20 protein-coding genes and 1 pseudogene are annotated in these 18982 nt (G+C 65.3%); all 21 read left to right on the top strand.

What is annotated here, in order from left to right:
* Positions 1–111 precede the first annotated feature (111 nt).
* The 21 genes and pseudogenes from UCMB321_RS02960 to UCMB321_RS31305 all read left to right on the top strand — a co-directional run bounded on the left by UCMB321_RS02960 (position 112) and on the right by UCMB321_RS31305 (position 18379).
* Positions 112–831, top strand: a complete 720-nt coding sequence (locus UCMB321_RS02960; protein ID WP_040063750.1) for a beta-ketoacyl synthase chain length factor — start codon at positions 112–114, stop codon at positions 829–831.
* Positions 807–1625, top strand: coding sequence for a lysophospholipid acyltransferase family protein (locus UCMB321_RS02955; RefSeq protein WP_040063749.1), 819 nt, complete (start codon positions 807–809; stop codon positions 1623–1625). The genes UCMB321_RS02960 and UCMB321_RS02955 overlap by 25 nt, the downstream gene beginning before the upstream one ends.
* The gene (locus UCMB321_RS02950; protein ID WP_040063748.1) at positions 1594–1869 is read left to right on the top strand and encodes a phosphopantetheine-binding protein; all 276 of its coding nucleotides are present in this window, start codon (positions 1594–1596) and stop codon (positions 1867–1869) included. The genes UCMB321_RS02955 and UCMB321_RS02950 overlap by 32 nt, the downstream gene beginning before the upstream one ends.
* 9 nt (positions 1870–1878) lie before the next feature.
* Positions 1879–2133, top strand: a complete 255-nt coding sequence (locus UCMB321_RS02945; RefSeq protein WP_040063746.1) for an acyl carrier protein — start codon at positions 1879–1881, stop codon at positions 2131–2133.
* Positions 2130–2675: a COG4648 family protein gene (locus UCMB321_RS02940; RefSeq protein ID WP_040063744.1), complete on the top strand. Its 546-nt coding sequence runs from the start codon at positions 2130–2132 to the stop codon at positions 2673–2675. The genes UCMB321_RS02945 and UCMB321_RS02940 overlap by 4 nt, the downstream gene beginning before the upstream one ends.
* Complete coding sequence (locus UCMB321_RS02935) at positions 2672–4342, top strand: ApeI family dehydratase (protein ID WP_040063742.1); 1671 nt, start codon at positions 2672–2674, stop codon at positions 4340–4342. The genes UCMB321_RS02940 and UCMB321_RS02935 overlap by 4 nt, the downstream gene beginning before the upstream one ends.
* Entirely contained in the window at positions 4335–5069 is a 735-nt protein-coding gene (locus UCMB321_RS02930; RefSeq protein WP_040063741.1) for a glycosyltransferase family 2 protein, read from the top strand. Before UCMB321_RS02935 ends, UCMB321_RS02930 begins: the two co-directional genes overlap by 8 nt.
* Positions 5066–6004, top strand: a complete 939-nt coding sequence (locus UCMB321_RS02925) for a lysophospholipid acyltransferase family protein (RefSeq protein ID WP_040063739.1) — start codon at positions 5066–5068, stop codon at positions 6002–6004. The genes UCMB321_RS02930 and UCMB321_RS02925 overlap by 4 nt, the downstream gene beginning before the upstream one ends.
* A complete protein-coding gene (locus UCMB321_RS02920; protein ID WP_040063737.1) occupies positions 5985–7529 on the top strand; it encodes an HAL/PAL/TAL family ammonia-lyase in 1545 nt (514 codons plus the stop codon). Before UCMB321_RS02925 ends, UCMB321_RS02920 begins: the two co-directional genes overlap by 20 nt.
* Positions 7522–7947 carry an acyl-CoA thioesterase gene (locus UCMB321_RS02915; protein ID WP_040063736.1) on the top strand — a complete coding sequence of 142 codons (426 nt, stop codon included), beginning with the start codon at positions 7522–7524 and terminating at the stop codon, positions 7945–7947. The genes UCMB321_RS02920 and UCMB321_RS02915 overlap by 8 nt, the downstream gene beginning before the upstream one ends.
* Positions 7944–8543 (top strand): outer membrane lipoprotein carrier protein LolA, encoded by a 600-nt coding sequence (locus UCMB321_RS02910; protein ID WP_040063734.1) that lies wholly within the window; start codon positions 7944–7946, stop codon positions 8541–8543. The genes UCMB321_RS02915 and UCMB321_RS02910 overlap by 4 nt, the downstream gene beginning before the upstream one ends.
* Positions 8527–10830 (top strand): annotated as a pseudogene (locus UCMB321_RS02905) (MMPL family transporter); the annotation flags it as partial. The gene UCMB321_RS02910 and the pseudogene UCMB321_RS02905, both read left to right, overlap by 17 nt.
* Positions 10831–10948: 118 nt before the next feature.
* Positions 10949–12196: an NAD(P)/FAD-dependent oxidoreductase gene (locus tag UCMB321_RS02900; protein WP_425338523.1), complete on the top strand. Its 1248-nt coding sequence runs from the start codon at positions 10949–10951 to the stop codon at positions 12194–12196.
* A complete protein-coding gene (locus UCMB321_RS02895) occupies positions 12193–12927 on the top strand; it encodes a class I SAM-dependent methyltransferase (RefSeq protein WP_040063731.1) in 735 nt (244 codons plus the stop codon). Before UCMB321_RS02900 ends, UCMB321_RS02895 begins: the two co-directional genes overlap by 4 nt.
* Positions 12924–13406, top strand: a complete 483-nt coding sequence (locus UCMB321_RS02890) for a hypothetical protein (RefSeq protein ID WP_040063729.1) — start codon at positions 12924–12926, stop codon at positions 13404–13406. The genes UCMB321_RS02895 and UCMB321_RS02890 overlap by 4 nt, the downstream gene beginning before the upstream one ends.
* Complete coding sequence (locus tag UCMB321_RS02885) at positions 13403–14599, top strand: beta-ketoacyl-[acyl-carrier-protein] synthase family protein (protein ID WP_040063728.1); 1197 nt, start codon at positions 13403–13405, stop codon at positions 14597–14599. The genes UCMB321_RS02890 and UCMB321_RS02885 overlap by 4 nt, the downstream gene beginning before the upstream one ends.
* On the top strand, positions 14596–15054 hold the full coding sequence (locus UCMB321_RS02880; protein WP_040063727.1) for a hotdog family protein: 459 nt from the start codon (positions 14596–14598) through the stop codon (positions 15052–15054). Before UCMB321_RS02885 ends, UCMB321_RS02880 begins: the two co-directional genes overlap by 4 nt.
* Positions 15051–15779 carry a 3-oxoacyl-ACP reductase FabG gene (gene fabG / locus UCMB321_RS02875; RefSeq protein WP_040063726.1) on the top strand — a complete coding sequence of 243 codons (729 nt, stop codon included), beginning with the start codon at positions 15051–15053 and terminating at the stop codon, positions 15777–15779. The genes UCMB321_RS02880 and fabG overlap by 4 nt, the downstream gene beginning before the upstream one ends.
* On the top strand, positions 15779–17005 hold the full coding sequence (locus tag UCMB321_RS02870) for a beta-ketoacyl-ACP synthase (RefSeq protein WP_040063725.1): 1227 nt from the start codon (positions 15779–15781) through the stop codon (positions 17003–17005). Before fabG ends, UCMB321_RS02870 begins: the two co-directional genes overlap by 1 nt.
* Before the next feature lie 28 nt (positions 17006–17033).
* Positions 17034–17477, top strand: a complete 444-nt coding sequence (locus UCMB321_RS02865; protein ID WP_040063724.1) for a hypothetical protein — start codon at positions 17034–17036, stop codon at positions 17475–17477.
* A 554-nt stretch (positions 17478–18031) separates the two neighbouring features.
* Positions 18032–18379 (top strand): DUF6124 family protein, encoded by a 348-nt coding sequence (locus tag UCMB321_RS31305; RefSeq protein ID WP_040063723.1) that lies wholly within the window; start codon positions 18032–18034, stop codon positions 18377–18379.
* The last annotated feature ends 603 nt before the right edge of the window (positions 18380–18982 follow it).

Genomic DNA, 18982 nt, shown 5'->3' with positions numbered 1-18982 from the left:
GCGCACCGGGATAATGCGCGCCACTCGGCCGTAGCGCCACACCAGGGTTGGTAGGGGTTCAGGGATCAACCATGGCGTTCAAGGAAGCCCGCAGGGGCGGGAAGACATTCAGTGATCAACTTCAACATCGCCCAATGGCGCGCCTGGGCTCCGGGCCTGGAAAGTGTGGACGACTGGCAGGCCTGGAGCCGCCAGCCCGGCATCCCCACGCCCAGCGATGCGGCACCGGACGTGTCCTTCCTGCCGGCCATGCAGCGCCGCCGTCTCAGCCGCCTGGCGCGCATGGCGTTCAGCGTCGGCTGGCCACTGGCCGAGGGACACGCACAACTGCCGCTGGTGTTCATCTCCCGGCACGGCGAAACCCCACGTACCTTCGAAATCCTCTGCGACCTGGCCGCCGACCAGCCGTTGTCACCCACCCAGTTCAGCCTCTCGGTGCACAACGCAGTGATTGGCCTGTGGTCGATCCTGCGTGGCTCGACCTGCGAAATGACCGCCTTGGCCGCCAACGGCGACGGCCTGGAGCATGGCATCCTCGAAGCCGCCGCGCTGCTCGATGAAGGGGCGCCCGCGGTCTTGCTGGTGATCGCCGAAGAGCAACCGCCCGAGGCCTACCACCGCTGGATCGACGACGTGCCGTTCCCCTATGCCCTCGGCCTGCTACTGACGCCAGGCGACGAGTGGCAACTGTCCCTCGAAAGCGGCCAGGACGAGCCCAACCCGACCCAGTGGCCCCATGCCCTCGATCTATTGCGTACCCTGTTGGGCCAACACCCCACTTGCCGACACGTATGGAAAAACCGGGTATGGAACTGGCAACGCCGACCATGAGCAAGCGCCGCGACGCCTATTACTGGCGCTTGCTGGCCACCGCCCTGAGCTTCGCCCTCTTCGGGTTGAGCGGCCTGTGCCTGCGCCTGGTGATCCTGCCCTTGCTCAGCTGCCTGCCGGGCGATGCCGAACGTCAGCGCCTGCGCGCACGACAAACGATCAGCCGGCTTTCCTGGCTGTTCATCCGCTTCATGGCCCGCACCGGCGTACTGACCTATGAAGTCATCGGTGCGGAGAAACTCGGACGCCCTGGCCAGATGATCATCGCCAACCACCCGTCGCTGATCGACGTGGTGTTCCTGATCGGCCTGGTGCGCCATACCAACTGCGTGGTCAAGCAGAGCCTCTGGCAAAACCCCTTTACCCGCGGGCCCGTGCGCGCCGCCGAATACATCAGCAACAACGGCAGCATCGACATGCTCGACGCCGCCGCCGGCGCCCTGCAAGACGGCCAGACCCTGATCGTCTTCCCCGAAGGCACCCGGACCACGCCGGGCGCGGCACCGGCCTTTCATCGCGGCGCCGCCGCGATTGCCCTGCGCGGTGCGAGAATCATCACACCGGTGGTGATCAAGGTCAGTCCTACCACCCTGACCAAGGCCGAACCCTGGTATCGCATACCCCGACGCCGCGTGCACTTCAGTTTCCATGTCGGCGCCGATATAGACCCACAAAGCTTTGCCGCGCTGGGCCCCACGCCCCGGGCCTCGCGCAAACTGAACGATTATCTGCACCATTACTTTATTAAGGAGCTCGCCTCAGATGAGCGATCCAACCCCCGCCCTGCTGCTTGAGATCAAGGAACTGATCATCGAGGCCCTGGGCCTGGAAGACATCAGCGCGCAAGACATCGGCAACGAGCAAACCCTGTTCTTCGGCGAAGGCCTGGGCCTGGACTCGGTGGACGCCCTCGAACTCGGCCTGGCGATCCAGAAACGCTACGGTATCAAGATCGATGCGGACGCCAAGGACACCCGCGACCATTTCTCCAACGTGGCCAGCCTTGCGGCTTTCGTCACGGCAAAACAGGCAGAGTGAGGCCGTACCATGCAAACCCGTGAGGATATCTTCAGCACCCTGCGCGATGCCCTGGTCGAACTCTTCGAACTGGAACCCGCGCGCGTCAACCTGGACAGCAACCTGTACCAGGACCTGGAAATCGACAGCATCGATGCCGTGGACCTGATCGACCACATCAAGCGTCAGACCGGCAAGAAAATCGCCGCCGAGGAATTCAAGTCGGTGCGTACCGTCAACGATGTGGTCGAGGCGGTCTTTCGCCTGGTGCAACCGGCCGCATGAAACGCCTGATCGGCCTGGGTCTGCTGCTGGCGGGCCTGCTGTACCCCTTTGCAGTGTATTTCGGCATGGAGCACTTCGCCCCCTGGCAGTTCGGGCTGTTGCTCGGCGGCCTGTGGCTGGCCCGTGCCCTGACCGGCGAACGGCGGCCCGGCAGCCTGTGGATGGCCCTGTTCGCCATCGCGTTCTGCGGCCTGCTGGCGCTGTTGAACAGCCCGTTGCTGCTGCGCTGGTACCCGGTGCTGATCAGCGCCTTCATGCTCGGCCTGTTTGGCCTGAGCCTGAAATTCGGCCCGCCGGTGGTCGAGCGGTTGGCCCGCCTTAGGGAACCGCAACTGCCGGACGCGGCGATCAACTATACGAGGCAGGTGACCCGGATCTGGAGCCTGTTCTTTCTCTGTAACGGCCTGATCGCCGCCGCCCTGACCGTCTGGGCGCCGCTGAGTTGGTGGATGTTGTACACCGGCCTGATCTCCTACGGACTGATGGGCTTGCTGTTTGCCATTGAGTGGCTGGTACGACAACGGGTAAGAGGCCACGCATGAACTGGATAAACCTTGAGCAACTGTTGCTCAAGTCGCACGGACCGCGTGCGGTCACCTTCGATCCGCCGCTGGATCACAGCGAGCTGTCGCAACGGGCCCTGGGCCTGGCGGCCGGCTTGCGCGCGCGCGGAGTAAAACATATCGCCGTGTACCTGGAAGATGCCGGGGAGCTGGCGATTGCCCTGCTCGGCGCCTGGCGCGCCGGCGTTCGGGTGCTGTTGCCCGCGGACCTGCAAGAGCAGACCCGCCAACGCTGGGCGGCGGACGTCGACCTGTGGCTGACCGACAGCGCCGCTCTCGAAGCGCTCTACGCCGAGCCCCTGGACCGCGCCGAACTCGACCTGGATACCTGCCGCCTGAGCCTGTGCACTTCCGGCTCCAGCGGCGAGCCCAAGCGCATCGACAAAAGCCTGCGCCAGCTGGCCAATGAAGTCCTGGCCCTGGAGCAGCTCTGGGGCGCCGACCTCGACCAGGCCTGCCTCATCGGCAGCGTCGCCACCCAGCATATCTACGGTTTGCTGTTCCGCGTGCTCTGGCCGCTGTGCGCCGGCCGTACCTTTGTGCGCAAGCAACTGGCCTTCCCCGAAGACCTCCAGTGCGCCAGCCGTGAACACCCGCAGTTCGCCTGGGTCGCCAGCCCGGCCCTGCTCAAGCGCATGGGCGACAACCTCGACTGGCCGGCCTTGAGTCAGGTGCGTCGGGTGTTTTCCTCCGGCGGCGCACTCCCGCCCGAGGCCGCGTCCAGCCTGCAGCAACGCTTGCGGCAATGGCCGACGGAAATCTTCGGCAGCTCGGAAACCGGCGGCATTGCCTGGCGCCAGGGCGATTCGCTGTGGCAGCCGTTCGCCGATGTGCAGTTGACCCAGGACAGCGACGGCGCCTTGCGCGTGGCCTCGCCCTACCTGCCCGCCGGCCATGTCGAGCACACCGCCGACGCGGCGCGCTTCGAGGCCGACGGCCGTTTCGAACTGCTGGGGCGGCTGGACCGCATCGTCAAGCTGGAAGAAAAACGCATTTCGCTGCCGATGCTGGAAAAGGCCCTGGTGGAACATGCCTGGGTCGCCGAGGCGCGCCTGGCCGTGGTCCAGGAAAACCGCGCTTACCTGGGGGCCTTGCTGGTGCTCAGCGAGGATGGCCTGCATGCCTTGCGCAATCAGGGCCGACGCGCGTTGACCGACGGCCTGCGCCAGCACCTGCTGCGACACTGCGAAGTCCTGGCCCTGCCACGCCGCTGGCGCCTGCTGCGCCAGTTGCCGCTCAATGCCCAGGGGAAATTGCCCCAGGCGGAAGTCGAAGCCTTGCTCCGCGCCCCGCGCCCCAAAGGACCCGAGGTGCTGGCCCGGCAGGCAGACGACGATGAATGGCTGTTGCAACTGGCAGTGCCGCCGGACCTGGCCTATTTCAGCGGGCATTTCCCGGTGACACCGGTATTGCCCGGGGTGGTGCAGGTGGATTGGGCGCTGGACCTGGGCCGGCAATTGCTCGACCTGCCGGCGAAATTCGCCGGCATGGAAGTGCTGAAGTTCCAGCAACTGGTACGCCCGGGCGACCGGCTCGAACTGAGCCTGCGCTTCGACCGCGAACGCAGCAAACTCCACTTCGCCTTCCGCAATGCGACGGCCGCCTGCTCCAGCGGACGCATCGTGCTGGAGGCCCCCCATGCATAAGCCTTGCGCCATTGTCCCGGTCTACAACCATGAAGCCGCCGTCCCCGCGGTGGTCGAAGCCCTGTTGCAGGCCGGCCTGCCCTGCGTGCTGGTGGACGATGGCAGCAGTCCGGCTTGCGCGGCGGTGCTGGAACGACTCGCCGAACAGCAACAGGTCTCCCTGGTGAAACTACCCTTCAACCAGGGCAAGGGCGCCGCACTCATGACAGGGCTGCGGGAGGCCGCGCGCCTGGGCTTCAGCCACGCCCTGCAGGTGGACGCCGACGGCCAGCACGACCTGCACGACGTCGCGATCTTCCTCGAAGCCTCGCGCAACCATCCCGAAGCGCTGATCTGTGGCTACCCGCAATACGACGAGAGCGTCCCCAAGGTCCGGCTCTATGCCCGCTACCTGACCCACGTCTGGGTCTGGATCAACAGCTTGTCGCTGCAGATCCGCGACTCCATGTGCGGCTTCCGGCTCTACCCGCTGCCACCGGTGCTGGCGCTGATCGACTCGGCGAAGCTGGGCAAGCGCATGGACTTCGACTCGGAAATCCTCGTGCGCCTGGCCTGGCGCAACCAGTCCATGCGCTGGCTGCCGGTCAAGGTGCATTATCCCCAGGACGGTCTCTCGCACTTTCGCCTGTTCCACGACAACGTGCTGATTTCCAACATGCATACCCGGATGTTCTTCGGCATGCTGGTGCGCCTGCCGAGCATCCTCTGGCGACGGTGGCGGACATGATCGACCAGCCAAAACACTGGGCCGACCACCAGGAACGCGGCAGCTTCTGGCTGATGAAACTGACCGCCTTCGGTGTCAAGGTCCTCGGCCGCAAACTGCTCAGCCCGCTGCTGCACGGCATCGTCCTGTACTTTTTTCTGTTCGGCCGCGGTGCCCGGCACAGTGCCTGGCAATACCAGCAGCGGCTGGCCGACTGGAGTGGTCAAAGCGGCCTGCGACCGACCTGGATGAAGGTCTTCAGGCAGTTCATGGCCTTTGCCGACTCGCTGCTGGACAAGCTCGACGTGTGGAACGGCAAGCTGCGCCTCGAACAGCTCGAGATCATCGATCCGGCCCTGCTGCGCGATCAATTGCGTGGCGCACGCGGACAGATGCTGGTGGGCGCGCACCTGGGCAACCTGGAAGTCTGCCGCGCCCTCGCCGAACTGGGCGAAAAGGTCACCATGAACGTGCTGGTGCACACCAAGCACGCCGAACGCTTCAACCGGTTGTTGGGCGAGGCCGGGGCGACCAACCTGCGGCTGATCCAGGTCAGCGAACTGGACCCGGCGACCATGCTGCAACTGAGCCAGCGTCTGGACCGTGGCGAGTGGCTGGCGATTGCCGGCGACCGCGTGCCGCTGCATGGCGGACGCCACGTGCGGGTGAATTTCCTCGGCCATCCCGCCGCGTTCCCGCAAGGCCCGTGGCTGATGGCCGGCTTGCTGAAATGCCCGGTCAACCTGTTGTTCTGCGTGAAACTGCAGGGCCGCTACCGTATCACCCTCGAACCCTTCACCGAGGCGGTGCAGTGGAAACGCAGCGACCGCGAACAGGTCGTCGCCCACTGGGCCGCCCGCTACGCCGAGCGCCTGGGCCACTACTGCCTGCTGGCACCGCTCCAATGGTTCAATTTCTACCCTTTCTGGAAATCCGATGACAACGCATCCGCTTGAGCCGGTCACCTTCGGCGAACTCCCGCTGCGCATCGAAGACGTGCTGGCCCTGGCCAACCGTCAGGTGCCCACGCAACTGCAAGGCGACCCGGCGTTCCGCCAGCGCATTGCCAAGGGCGCGCAGTTCCTTGACTCCCTGCTGGACAAGGAAGGCGTGATCTACGGCGTCACCACCGGCTACGGCGACTCCTGCGTGGTGGCGGTGCCGCTGCACCATGTCGAGGCCCTGCCCCGTCACCTCTACACCTTCCACGGCTGCGGCCTGGGCCAGCTGCTCGACCCGCAGGCCACCCGTGCCGTGCTGGCGGCGCGCTTGCAGTCGCTGTGCCAGGGCGTGTCCGGCGTGCGCGTGGAACTGCTGGAGCGCCTGCAGGCGTTCCTCGACCAGGACATCCTGCCGCTGATCCCCGAAGAGGGCTCGGTCGGCGCCAGCGGCGACCTGACGCCACTGTCCTACGTGGCCGCGACCCTGTCCGGCGAGCGCGAAGTGCTGTTTCGCGGCGAACGCCGCCAGGCCTGCGACGTGCACCGCGAGCTCGGCTGGGAGCCGCTGGTGCTGCGGCCCAAGGAAGCCCTGGCGCTGATGAACGGTACCGCGGTGATGACCGGCCTGGCCTGCCTGGCCTTTGCCCGCGCCGACTACCTGCTGCAACTGGCGACCCGCATCACCGCCCTCAACGTGGTGGCGCTGCAGGGCAACCCGGAGCATTTCGACGAGCGCCTGTTTGCCGCCAAGCCGCACCCGGGGCAGATGCAAGTCGCCGCCTGGCTGCGCCAGGACCTGGCCATCGACGCGCCGACCGCGCCGCTGCACCGCTTGCAGGATCGCTACTCGCTACGCTGCGCGCCGCATGTCCTCGGCGTGCTGGCCGACAGCCTGGGCTGGTTGCGCTCGTTCATCGAGACCGAACTCAACAGCGCCAACGACAACCCGATCATCGATGCCGACGCCGAGCGCGTGCTCCACGGCGGGCACTTCTACGGCGGGCATATCGCCTTCGCCATGGACGGCCTCAAGACCCTGGTGGCCAACGTCGCCGACCTGCTCGATCGCCAGCTCGCCCTGCTGGTGGACGTGCGCTACAACCACGGCCTGCCGAGCAACCTCTCCGGGGCCAGCGCCGAGCGCGCGATGCTCAACCATGGCTTCAAGGCCGTGCAGATCGGTGCCAGTGCCTGGACCGCCGAAGCCCTGAAAAACACCATGCCGGCCAGCGTGTTCTCGCGCTCCACCGAATGCCACAACCAGGACAAGGTGAGCATGGGCACCATTGCCGCCCGCGACGCGATCCGGGTGCTGGAGCTGACCGAACAGGTCGCCGCCGCCACCTTGCTAGCCGCCAACCAGGGCGTTTGGCTGCGCAGCCAGGCCAGCGATGCGCGCCCCTTGCCACCGGCCCTGGCGGCCATGCATGAAGCCCTGGCAAAGGACTTTGCCCCGGTGATCGAAGACCGCGCCCTCGAAGGCGAATTGCGCCTGTGCCTGCAACGTATCGCCGAGCAACACTGGAGGCTGCATGCGTAGCCGTGGCGTGCTGCATGTCGATACCGAGATCCTGGTGCCGTTCTTCGACGTCGACACCATGCATGTGGTCTGGCACGGCCATTACGTGAAGTACTTGGAAGTCGCCCGCTGCGCGCTGCTGGACCATATCGGCCACAACTACACGCAGATGCGCGAATCCGGCTACGCGTGGCCGGTGATCGACCTGCAACTGCGTTATGTGCGCGGGGCGGTGTTCGGCCAGAAGATCAATGTGCGGGCCAACCTGGTGGAGTGGGAGAACCGCCTGAAGGTCAACTACCTGATCACCGACCTGGCCAGCGGCGAACGCCTGACCCGCGCCAGCACCGTGCAAGTGGCGGTGGATATGCAGAGCCGGGAAATGCAACTGGCCTCGCCCAAAGTCTTCGTCGCCGCCGTCGAGAAGGTGCTGGCATGAGCCGCCTGATCCAGATCGTTCTACTGCTCTGCCTGGCACTGCCCGCCCACGCGTCGGCCTTCGACCTGCAACAGCTGAGCGAGCAGCTGGCCAAGCCTTCGGTGATCCACGGCGGCTTCATCCAGGAAAAGCACCTGCGCGCCCTGCCGCAGCCGCTGACCAGCAAGGGCACCTTCGTCCTCGCCAAGGACCACGGCCTGCTCTGGCTGCTCAAGACACCGTTGCAGCAGGACTACCGGATCAACGCCAAGGGCATCGCCCGGCGCGACCCGAGCGGCTGGCAAATGGTCCCGAACAAAAGTGCCGGCGCCGAGCAGAACCGCCTGTTCATCGCCGTGCTGCAAGGCGACAGCAGCGGCCTGCAGCGGGATTTCGAACTGCAACTGCAAGGCGACGCCAAGCAATGGCAACTGACCCTGATACCACGCTCGGCGCTGCTCAAGCAGATCTTCACCCGAATCAATATCGACGGTGGCGAATTGGTGCAGCGCATCGAACTGCTGGAAACCCAGGGCGACAGTACGGTCCTGCGCATGCAGGACAGCAACGCCAACCGGCCCCTGAGCGACGCGGAGCAGCATGACTTTGCCGAGTGAACGCCTGCTGCCGCGCCTGTTCCTGATCCTGCTGCTGGCAGTGCTGGCGCTCGCCGGTTGGCAATGGCGCCATGGCGCGCCGCTGTCGGCGGACCTCATGGAACTGGTGCCGGGCTCGACGCCCAACGCCCTGGAGCTCAAGGCCGAACAGCGCATGCAGGAACCGTTGAACCGGGAAATGCTGGTGCTGGTGGGCCAGGCCGACCGGCAGAAAGCCATTGCCCTGGCCCAACGCCTGGGTGAGCGCTGGCAGGCCAGCGGACTGTTCGAAACGGTGCAGTGGAGCTTGCAGACCGACCTGCCGGCCTTGCGTGAACAACTGCTGGCCAGCCGGCTGGCGATGCTCGCCCGCGCCGACCGGCAACAGTTGATCGAACACCCCGCGGCGTTCATCCAGCAGCGGGTCCAGGCCCTGTTCGATCCCTTCGCCGGGATCAGCCTGGTGCCGAGCCAGGACGACTGGCTCGGCCTGACCGGACGCATCCAGGACAGCCGACCGAAACCCGGCGCGGTGCAATTCGACATCGGCAGCGGCGCATTGATCGCCGAGGCCGACGGTAAAAGCTGGGTGCTGTTGCGCGCCCGGACCCGGGGCAACGCCTTCGACATGAAGCTGCCGGTGCAGGTCGCCGAACTGCTCAAGCACAGCCGCGAAGAGGCCGGGCAAGACGACGCGCAACTGCTCGCCGCCAGCGGCCTGCTGTATGCCGCCAGCGGCCAGCAACAGGCGACTCGGGAAATCACCTGGGTCGGCGGCGGCGCCACCTTCGGCATCCTCTTGCTGCTGTTGCTGGCCTTCCGCCGTTGGCGGGTGTTACTGGCCTTCGTTCCGGTGCTGGTGGGCATGCTGTTCGGCACGGTGGCCTGCGTGGCGCTGTTCGGTCATCTGCACGTGATGACCCTGGTACTGGGGGCCAGCCTGATCGGTGTGGCCGTGGACTATCCGCTGCATTACCTGTCCAAGAGCTGGAGCCTGAAACCCTGGCACAGCTGGCCGGCCCTGCGCATCACCCTGCCCGGGCTGAGCCTGAGCCTGGCCACCAGTTGCATCGGCTACCTGGCCCTGGCCTGGACCCCGTTTCCAGCCCTGACCCAGATCGCCGTGTTCTCCGCCGCGGGCCTGCTCGGTGCCTACCTGACCGCCGTGTGCCTGCTGCCGGCGTTGCTCAAGGGCAGCGACCTGCGTCCGGCGCAGTGGCCGCTGCGGGTCTGCGAAGTCTTGCTGAGGGTCCGTGAAGCCCTGCTGCGCAAGGTCGGCAACCGCCTGCTGTTGACGCTGCTGGCGCTGTTCTGTGCCGGCGGCCTGTGGCAACTGACCAGCAAGAACGATATCCGCCAATGGGTCGCCGCACCGCCGCAACTGCAGGCCGAGGCCCAGGCGGTCGCGCGGATCACCGGCTACCAGCCCACCAGCCAGTTCTTCCTGGTACAGGCTGCCGACCAACAGCAGTTGCTGGAGCGCCAGACGGCCCTCGGCGAACGGCTCGATCAACTGGTGAGCCAGGGCAAGCTCCAGGGCTATCAGTCGCTGGACCAGGTGGTCAGCCTGCCCCGGGAACAGCAGCAGCTACAGGACTCGCTCAAGCAACTGCCAGGGTTCTGGCAACCCCTGCTCGACCTCGGCGTCCCGGCCAGTGCCTTGCAAAGCGAACTGGCCCAGCTGCAAGCCTTGCCGATCCAGGATATCGACAGCGCCCTCAAAGGCCCGCTGTCCGAACCCTGGCGCCTGCTCTGGCTGGGGCCGCAGGCCGACGGCGTGGCGGGCATGGTCAGCCTGCGCGGGCTGAACAACGCCGACCTGCTGCGGGCGCAAGCCGAGGGGCTGCCGGGCGTACGCCTGGTGGATCGGCTGGGCGAACTGAACCGGGTCTTCGCCGCCACCCAGGTCAGCGCCGCCGAACTGAAACTGGCCTCCTGCGTGCTGATCGTGCTGTTGCTGATCCTGCCGTTCGGCTTCGGCGGTGCCCTGCGGATCGTCGCCCTGCCGCTGCTGGCGGCCCTGTGCAGCCTGGCCAGCCTCGGCTGGCTCGGCCAGCCGCTAACGCTGTTCAGCCTGTTCGGCCTGCTGCTGGTGACCGCCATCAGCGTCGACTATGCGATCCTGATGCGCGAGCAAGTCGGCGGCGCCGCCGTCAGCCTGCTGGGCACCTTGCTGGCGGCCCTGACCACCTGGCTGTCGTTCGGCCTGCTGGCGATTTCCAGCACGCCGGCGGTGAGCAACTTCGGCCTGGCGGTCAGCCTGGGGCTGGCCTTCAGCTTCCTGCTCGCTCCCTGGGCCGCACGTCGGGCCGACAACACCACGACGCCGGGGCAGCCGTCGCGGGAGGATCACCCGGTCACGACCGCCGGCCAGGATGATCCCCAGCCCATCCCTTTGAAGACCGTCGACCCCGCAAGGAGCCCGTGTGCCAATGATTGAAATGGAACGTCGCGAAGTCGTGGTGATCGGTGCCGGCCCTTCCGGCGCCATCGCCGCCGCCTTGCTCAAGCGCAATGGCCACGACGTGCTGATCGTCGAGCGCCAGCACTTCCCGCGCTTTTCCATCGGTGAAAGCCTGCTGTCGCACTGCCTGGACTTCGTCGAAGAGGCCGGCATGCTCGAGGCCGTCAACGCCGCCGGTTTCCAGCTGAAGAACGGGGCGGCCTTCGCCTGGGGCGAACACTACAGCGCCTTCGATTTCGGCAAGACCTTCAGCAACGGCAAGCCGACCACTTTCCAGGTCCAGCGTGCCGATTTCGACAAGCTGCTGGCGGATCAGGCGGCCCTGCAGGGCGTGGAAATCCGCTATGGCGAAGAGATCATCAGCGTTGATTTCGAGCGCCCGCAACCGCAGCTCCAGGCCCGTCGCGAAGACGGCAGCGAGTATCTGATCGAAGCACGCTTCGTCCTCGATGCCAGCGGCTACGGCCGGGTACTGCCGCGCCTGCTCGACCTGGAAGCACCGTCGAATTTCCCGCTGCGCCAGGCGGTGTTCACCCACGTCGAAGACCGGATCGAACACCCCGGTTTCGATCGGGAAAAGATCCTGATCACCACCCACCCGCAAAAGCGCGATATCTGGTTCTGGACCATCCCGTTCAGCAACGGGCGCTGCTCCATCGGCGTGGTGGCCGCCGCCGAACACTTTGCCGGCCGCACCGAGGACCTGGATGCCTGCCTCAAGGGCTTCGTCGCCGAGACCCCGAGCCTGCAGGCCGTGATGGAAAACGCCGTGTGGGACACCCCGGCGCGGAGCATCGGCGGCTACTCGGCCAACGTGAAGACCCTGCACGGACCGGGCTTCGCCCTGCTGGGCAACGCCGCGGAGTTCCTCGATCCGGTATTCTCCTCCGGCGTGACCATCGCCATGCGTTCGGCGAGCATGGCCGCCGGCCTGTTGCACCGCCAACTGCAAGGCGAAAGCGTCGACTGGCAGCGCCAGTTCGCCGAACCGCTCAAGCGCGGTGTCGATACCTTCCGTTGCTACGTCGAAGGCTGGTACGCCGGGACCTTCCAGGATGTGATCTTCCATCCTGGCAGTTCCCCGGCAATCCGCGCGATGATCAGTGCGATCCTCGCCGGCTATGCCTGGGACGAGCGTAACCCCTTTGTCAGTGAACCCCGGCGCCGTCTGCGGATGCTGTCTGAAATCTGCGCGAGCACCCCGAGATGAGCAATACCTACCTGAGCGACACCTACGTCGAGGAAACCCGTTTCGGTTTCTGGTTCCTGCGCAGCCACACCTGGCAGCACCACGTGCTGCGGGTGGCGATCAACGATCTGCGCGGCCTGTTCAGCGAAGCCCCGCCGGCCAACCCGGTGCTGCTCGACGTCGGTTGCGGCCAGGGCAAGTCCTTCCAGTATCTGCAACAGGTCTTCGCCCCGGCGCGACTGATCGGCCTCGACGCCGATCCCCACAGCCTGAAACTCAGCGGCGAAGAAGCACAGCGCCGTGGCCTGGAAGTCGAACTGATCGGCAGTGACTGCGCGAGCCTCGAGGTGCCTTCGCAAAGCGTCGATATCCTGTTCTGCCACCAGACCTTCCATCACCTGGTGCAGCAGGACCGCGCCCTGGCCGAGTTCTATCGGGTGCTCAAGCCAGGCGGCTACCTGCTGTTCGCCGAGTCCACCGAAGCCTATATCGACACCTGGGTGATTCGCTGGCTGTTCCGCCACCCGATGCATGTGCAGAAAAGCGCGGCACAGTACCTGGAGATGATCCGCGACCAGGGTTTCGAATTCACCCCGCGGAACGTCTCCTACCCGTACCTGTGGTGGAGCCGGGCCAAGGACTTCGGGCTGCTGGAACGCCTGCGCCTGAAGAACCCGCCGCCGGTGGGCCAGCGTGAGGAAACCCTGGTCAACCTGGTCGCCCGCAAACCGCTCGGCGGGCTTGCCGAATGATCCGTGCCCTGTTGCTGGCTTGCCTCCTGCTGCTGAGCGCCTGCGCCAGCCGGGCACCGCTGCCCGTGCAGGCGCCGACCCTGGCCCTGCCGCTGCAATTGCACATCGAGCGCGAACAGGCCGGGCAGCGCCAGGACTGGCTGCTGGTGATCCAGCGCGAGGCGAACGGCCTGCGCTGGTCGCTGATGGACCCGCTGGGCATTCCCCTGGCCCGCCAGCGCCTGCTGGACGGTGATTGGCAGGCCGATGGCCTGTTGCCGCCCAATCCGCAAGCACGCGAGCTGTTCGCTGCGTTACTCTTTGCCCTGACGCCGCCGGGCGAGTTGCCCGCCAGCTACCCGACTGCCCGCCAGCAGCCGCAGCAGCGTGCCCTGGGCGACCGCTGGCAGGTCAGCTATCGCCGGGCGCTGGAGTTCACCCTGAGCCTGCCGGACAGCCTGCAGTACCGGATCAGTCCGTTGAGCGAGACCGCCCCATGACCGCCTACCTGAACGCCCTCGGCGTGATCTGCGCCCTGGGCCGCGACAAGCAGAGCGTGGCGCGCAAGCTGTTTGCCGGCGACTGCTCGGGCATGCGCCCGGAAAGCGGCTGGGTACTGGAACGCAGCCTGCCGGTCGCCGCCGTGCGCGGCAAACTGCCGGCGATTCCCGCTGAACTGGGCGCCCATGCCAGCCGCAACAATCAACTGCTGATGCAGGCCACGCGGCAAATCGCCGAGCCGATCCAGCGTGCCATCGACACCTATGGCCGCGAACGCATCGGCATCGTCCTGGGCACCAGCACCTCGGGCATCGACGAAGCCAGTCGTGGTATCGCCAGCTACCTGCGCGACCAGCACTTCCCCGAGGGTTATGACTACCAGCAGCAGGAGCTGAGCGACCCGGCGAACTTCCTCGCCGACTGGTTGCAACTGCGCGGCCCGGCCTACGTGATCTCCACCGCCTGCACCTCCAGTGCCCGGGCCCTGATGAGTGCCCGGCGCCTGCTCGACCAGGGCCTGTGCGACGCGGTGCTGTGCGGCGGCGTCGACAGCCTTTGCGCGCTGACGCTCAGGGGCTTCAGCGCACTGGAAGCGGTGTCGGCGCAGCGCTGCAACCCGTTTTCGGTGAACCGCAGCGGCATCAATATCGGCGAAGCGGCGGTGCTGTTCCTGATGACCCGGCAGGCCGACGACGGCCCTGCCATTGCGCTGCTCGGTGCCGGCGCCAGTAGCGACGCCCACCATATTTCCGCCCCCGACCCGACGGGCCGGGGCGCCGTGCAAGCCATGGACAAGGCCCTGAAGCAGGCTGGCCTGCAACCGGAGCACATCGGCTACCTGAACCTGCACGGCACCGCGACCCAGCACAACGACGCCATGGAGAGCCTGGCCGTGTCCAGCCTGTTCCCGGCAGGCCTGCCATGCTCCTCGACCAAGCCCATGACCGGCCACACCCTGGGTGCCGCCGGCGCGCTGGAAGCGGCGTTCTGCTGGTTGAGCCTGAGTGCCGACAACCCGTCCGGCCTCCTGCCGCCGCACATCTGGGACGGCCAGGCCGATCCCGCGCTGGCGCCCCTGAACTGGGTCAGGCCGGGCGACCGCCTCGCCCCCCAACCACTGCGCCGCCTGATGAGCAACTCCTTTGCCTTCGGCGGCAACAACGTCAGCCTGATTATCGGAGACGCCCCATGATCGATTGGCCGCTCGCCGAACTGCTGCCCCATGCCGGGGACATGATCCTGATCGACCAGGTCCTGTCCTTCGATGAAGAACAGATCCACACTCGCCTCACCGTGCGCCCGGACGGCCTGTTCAACCGCGAGGACGGCAGCCTGCCGGCCTGGGTCGGTATCGAACTGATGGCCCAGAGCGTTGCCGCCTATGCCGGTTGCCACGCCCGTGACGAAGGCCGGCCGGTGGAGCTGGGTTTCCTGCTCGGCACGCGCAAGTTCGACTGCAACGTGGAACGCTTTCCCGCCGGCAGCGAACTGACCATCCATGCCCTGCGCACGCTGGAAGACGACAACGGCATGGGCGTGTTCGAATGCCACCTGACCGGTCCCGACATCCATGCCACCGCGCGCCTGAACGTGTTCCGTCCGCCCCAGGCCGCCGCTTATCTATCCGAATCACAGGAGTCCTCATGACTGAATCCATCCTGGTCACCGGCTCCAGCCGCGGTATCGGCCGTGCAATCGCCCTGCGCCTGGCCCGGGCCGGTTTTGACCTGGTGCTGCATTGCCGCAGCGGTCGCGCCGATGCCGAGGCCGTGCAGGCCGAAGTCCAGGCACTGGGCCGCCAGGCCCGGGTGCTGCAATTCGATGTGTCCGACCGTGAAGCCTGTCGCAGCCGCCTTGAGGCCGACGTCGAAGCCCATGGGGCCTACTACGGCGTGGTGCTGAACGCCGGACTGACCCGTGACGGCGCGTTTCCGGCCCTCTCCGAAGACGACTGGGACCAGGTCCTGCGCACCAACCTCGACGGTTTCTACAACGTCCTGCACCCGGTGATGATGCCGATGATCCGCCGGCGCGCTCCCGGGCGCATCGTCTGCATCACCTCGGTATCCGGGCTGATCGGCAACCGCGGGCAGGTCAACTACAGCGCCTCGAAGGCCGGCCTGATCGGCGCCGCCAAGGCCCTGGCCATCGAGCTGGGCAAACGCAAGATCACCGTCAACTGCGTCGCCCCGGGCCTGATCGACACCGTCATGCTCGATGAAAACGTGCCGGTGGAAGAACTGCTGAAAATGATCCCGGCGCAACGCATGGGCACCCCGGAAGAAGTCGCCGGCGCGGTGAACTTCCTGATGTCTGCGGAGGCGGCCTACATCACCCGGCAAGTGCTGGCGGTCAACGGAGGCCTGTGCTGATGAAGCGTGTCGTCGTCACCGGCATGGCCGGCATCACCGCCCTGGGCAGCGACTGGACCCGCATCGAGGCCAACTTCCGGGCCAACCGCAGTGGCATCCGCTACATGCCCGAGTGGGAGCGCTTCAGCGAGCTGAACACCCGCCTGGCCGGACCTATCGATGACCATGCGGTGCCGTCGCACTGGACCCGCAAGCAACTGCGCAGCATGGGGCGGGTCTCGCGCTTCGCCGTCGGCGCGGCGGAAATGGCCCTGGCCGACGCCGGCCTGCTGGGCAACCCCATTATCCGCGACGGGCGCATGGGCGTGGCCTGCGGCTCGTCCACCGGCAGCACCGACGAGATCAGGGCCTTCGGCATGATGCTGATCCACTCCGTGGCCGAAGGTCTCAACGCCAACTCCTACGTGCGCATGATGCCGCACACCACGGCGGCGAATATCAGCATCTTCTTTGGCCTGACCGGGCGCCTGATCCCCACCTCCAGCGCCTGCACCAGCGGCAGCCAGGGCATCGGCTATGCCTACGAGGCGATCAAGTTCGGGCGCCTGCCGCTGATGCTGGCCGGCGGTGCCGAGGAGCTGTGTCCCACCGAGGCCATGGTGTTCGATGCGCTCTACGCCACCAGCCTGAAAAACGATGCGCCGCAGAGCAGCCCGCGGCCCTACGACAGCGGCCGTGATGGCCTGGTGATCGGTGAAGGCGCAGGCATGCTGGTGCTCGAGGAGCTGGAGCATGCCCTGGCCCGTGGTGCGCATATCCATGCGGAAATCGTCGGTTTCGGCAGTAACGCCGACGGCCAGCACGTCACCCGGCCGGAGCAGGGCACCATGCGCCGGGCCATGGAACTGGCCCTGGAAGATGCCGGCCTGACGCCGGACGCCATCGGCTACGTGAACGGTCATGGCACCGCCACCGAACAGGGTGATATCGCCGAAACCCTGGCCACCAACAGTCTGTTCGGCAGCCGCATGCCCATCAGTTCGCAGAAGAGCTTCTTCGGCCACACCCTGGGTGCCTGCGGCGCACTGGAATCCTGGTTCAGCATCGAGATGATGAACCGTGACAGCTACGTCCATACCCTGAACCTCGACCAGATCGACCCGCACTGCGGCGAGCTGGATTACCTGCGCGGCGAGTTCCGGCAGATGAGCCACGAGTATGTGATGAACAACAACTTTGCCTTTGGCGGCGTGAACACCTCGCTGGTGTTCCGGCGCTGGCGCTGATTTCTTGAAACCCTCTGGAGAAAACGGAATGTCTTCCCTGCTTCGTGCTGCACTTGTCGCCCTGACCCTGTTGATGGCGGCGGGCTGTACCAGCAAACCCATCGTCACCCCGACCCGCACCCTCGCGCCGCAAGTACAAGCCAGCCAGGAGGAGGTGAAACAGGCGATTATCACTGCCCTGGCCAAGCGTGAATGGAGCGTGCAGCGCGTCAACCCGGCCCAGGTCCAGGCCGAGATCACCGTGCGTGAGAAACTCCACGTCGAGATCGACATCAACTACAGCGCCAATGGCTACAACATCACCTACCGCGACAGCAGCGGCATGGATTACCGGGACGGCAAGATCCATCGGAACTACATCCGCTGGGTAACCTTTCTGGACCAGGACATCCTGGCCGAGCTGCGCGCCCATCATGAGCAACCCACGGCGCGTGCCATTGGGGTTGGTGAGGCGCAGCCGATTTCCCAGTGACAGTGTTGAAGGGTGATCTGGCGAAGCTTCAGTAAGCTGAAATCCGCCAGTTGATCTGAACGCGATCCCTGTGGGAGCTGGCTTGCCGGCGATTGCGATGTGACATTCACCATCGCTATCGTTGGCGATCCACGGGTCTACGTGTTCGGTTGCATTCTGTGGCGCTCTTGAGGATGCCATCGCCAGCAAGCCGGCTCCCACAATTTTCGCGTCGTTCAGTAGACTGGTGTTCGACGCTGGATTGCTATGGTGGCTGTGCGTGGGAGACCTTCGGGTCTGCCGAGTCCTATATCCTCGGTCTTGCACACCTGCGCACAGCTGCCACCATTGCCCTCACTGTAAGCACGAGCTTGCGATCGGCACGAAGCGCTCCCGCTTTTTATCTGAAATTGGCAGACGATTCCCTTTCCCTTGCGGGACATTTCCTAGAAAATCCCAACGCCTTGCGGGTTGCTCATCGCGCCGCTAGCCTGGGACTTGTCGCTACCAAATCAGCGGCCGAGTCTGCAAGCTCGATAAATGTCAGGCTATCTTTATTAGTCTGGAGCTTAATTATGAGCAAAGTTACCCCCGGTAAGCCCGTTCAGGATTCCAACGTCTTCCCCTCTGTCGACCGACTCAAGGACCAAGCCGCCATCCAGCGTGCCCTTGATCACTATCTGCCCAGCCCAACGCCTCCATCGCCGGAGACTATTCGTCTGCCCAACGCCAAACCCGCTCGAAGCCTGGAAGAATCCCTGGTTCACGTCTCCGAGCTGCTGACCTGCGCGGCGGCCACCGCCTACGAGTCCGGCGATGGTCTCAGCGGTTCCAAACGGGCGCTGGCGTTCTCGGCCATGCATCTGGTGGAAATGGCGAAAGCCGAGCTGGATCAGTCCTTGGATAACCTGCCGCTGCACTAGACGTTGCCCCCTTGTGGCGAGCGGGCTTGCCCGCGCTCGGCTGCGTAGCAGTCGCAAAACCAGGCACTGCGTTCTACCTGATGCATCGCAATTACAGGTTTTAGGGCCGCTTCGCGCCCCAGCGCGGGCAAGCCCGCTCGCCACAAGACCGTGTCCGCTTCAAATTCCTTTAAAGGAAGCGCTAATTTATTCAAAAAACCAAGTATTGCCGTCTGATAATTCAAGATCTGCGATGTATTTCAGGGGCGCAAACCGAATAAATCCAGCGCTTCCTTAAGTACGAACACCTAAAAATCAGCGATCTTCCTAGAAAAAATACTTGTAGCCATTGTCTTGCAGAACAGAGAGCCTTTTCACTCAAAACCCCAATACATATCTCACGAAAACTTCTCCAGAAATAAACGACAGTAAACACTTCCAACGGGGTGACTATCACACGGAGACTTAATAATGGCGGACGAGAGATATGTAGCCGGACAAGCTTTTGAAATCAAGCCCTTGTATATCATTGCGGGAAGACCACAGAGCTTCGGTTCTGGCACCGGGGGAGGTTACGCTGGAAATGGCAATGGTTGGGGCTTCCAGGAGGGGCCGCGACGAGGG

This window comes from Pseudomonas batumici (assembly GCF_000820515.1).
GTDB lineage: Bacteria > Pseudomonadota > Gammaproteobacteria > Pseudomonadales > Pseudomonadaceae > Aquipseudomonas > Aquipseudomonas batumici.
This window is presented reverse-complemented; position numbering and strand designations above follow the sequence as displayed.

Bases quoted from the DNA above. Each gene is read 5' to 3' on its own strand.
- UCMB321_RS02880 (WP_040063727.1), top strand. From the start codon at position 14,596: ATGATCGATTGGCCGCTCGCCGAACTGCTGCCCCATGCCGGGGACATG.
- fabG (WP_040063726.1), top strand. From the start codon at position 15,051: ATGACTGAATCCATCCTGGTCACCGGCTCCAGCCGCGGTATCGGCCGT.
- UCMB321_RS02935 (WP_040063742.1), top strand. From the start codon at position 2,672: ATGAACTGGATAAACCTTGAGCAACTGTTGCTCAAGTCGCACGGACCG.
- UCMB321_RS02895 (WP_040063731.1), top strand. From the start codon at position 12,193: ATGAGCAATACCTACCTGAGCGACACCTACGTCGAGGAAACCCGTTTC.
- UCMB321_RS31305 (WP_040063723.1), top strand. From the start codon at position 18,032: ATGAGCAAAGTTACCCCCGGTAAGCCCGTTCAGGATTCCAACGTCTTC.
- UCMB321_RS02890 (WP_040063729.1), top strand. From the start codon at position 12,924: ATGATCCGTGCCCTGTTGCTGGCTTGCCTCCTGCTGCTGAGCGCCTGC.
- UCMB321_RS02955 (WP_040063749.1), top strand. From the start codon at position 807: ATGGAACTGGCAACGCCGACCATGAGCAAGCGCCGCGACGCCTATTAC.
- UCMB321_RS02870 (WP_040063725.1), top strand. From the start codon at position 15,779: ATGAAGCGTGTCGTCGTCACCGGCATGGCCGGCATCACCGCCCTGGGC.
- UCMB321_RS02865 (WP_040063724.1), top strand. From the start codon at position 17,034: ATGTCTTCCCTGCTTCGTGCTGCACTTGTCGCCCTGACCCTGTTGATG.
- UCMB321_RS02885 (WP_040063728.1), top strand. From the start codon at position 13,403: ATGACCGCCTACCTGAACGCCCTCGGCGTGATCTGCGCCCTGGGCCGC.
- UCMB321_RS02925 (WP_040063739.1), top strand. From the start codon at position 5,066: ATGATCGACCAGCCAAAACACTGGGCCGACCACCAGGAACGCGGCAGC.
- UCMB321_RS02945 (WP_040063746.1), top strand. From the start codon at position 1,879: ATGCAAACCCGTGAGGATATCTTCAGCACCCTGCGCGATGCCCTGGTC.
- UCMB321_RS02950 (WP_040063748.1), top strand. From the start codon at position 1,594: ATGAGCGATCCAACCCCCGCCCTGCTGCTTGAGATCAAGGAACTGATC.
- UCMB321_RS02910 (WP_040063734.1), top strand. From the start codon at position 7,944: ATGAGCCGCCTGATCCAGATCGTTCTACTGCTCTGCCTGGCACTGCCC.
- UCMB321_RS02930 (WP_040063741.1), top strand. From the start codon at position 4,335: ATGCATAAGCCTTGCGCCATTGTCCCGGTCTACAACCATGAAGCCGCC.
- UCMB321_RS02940 (WP_040063744.1), top strand. From the start codon at position 2,130: ATGAAACGCCTGATCGGCCTGGGTCTGCTGCTGGCGGGCCTGCTGTAC.
- UCMB321_RS02920 (WP_040063737.1), top strand. From the start codon at position 5,985: ATGACAACGCATCCGCTTGAGCCGGTCACCTTCGGCGAACTCCCGCTG.
- UCMB321_RS02915 (WP_040063736.1), top strand. From the start codon at position 7,522: ATGCGTAGCCGTGGCGTGCTGCATGTCGATACCGAGATCCTGGTGCCG.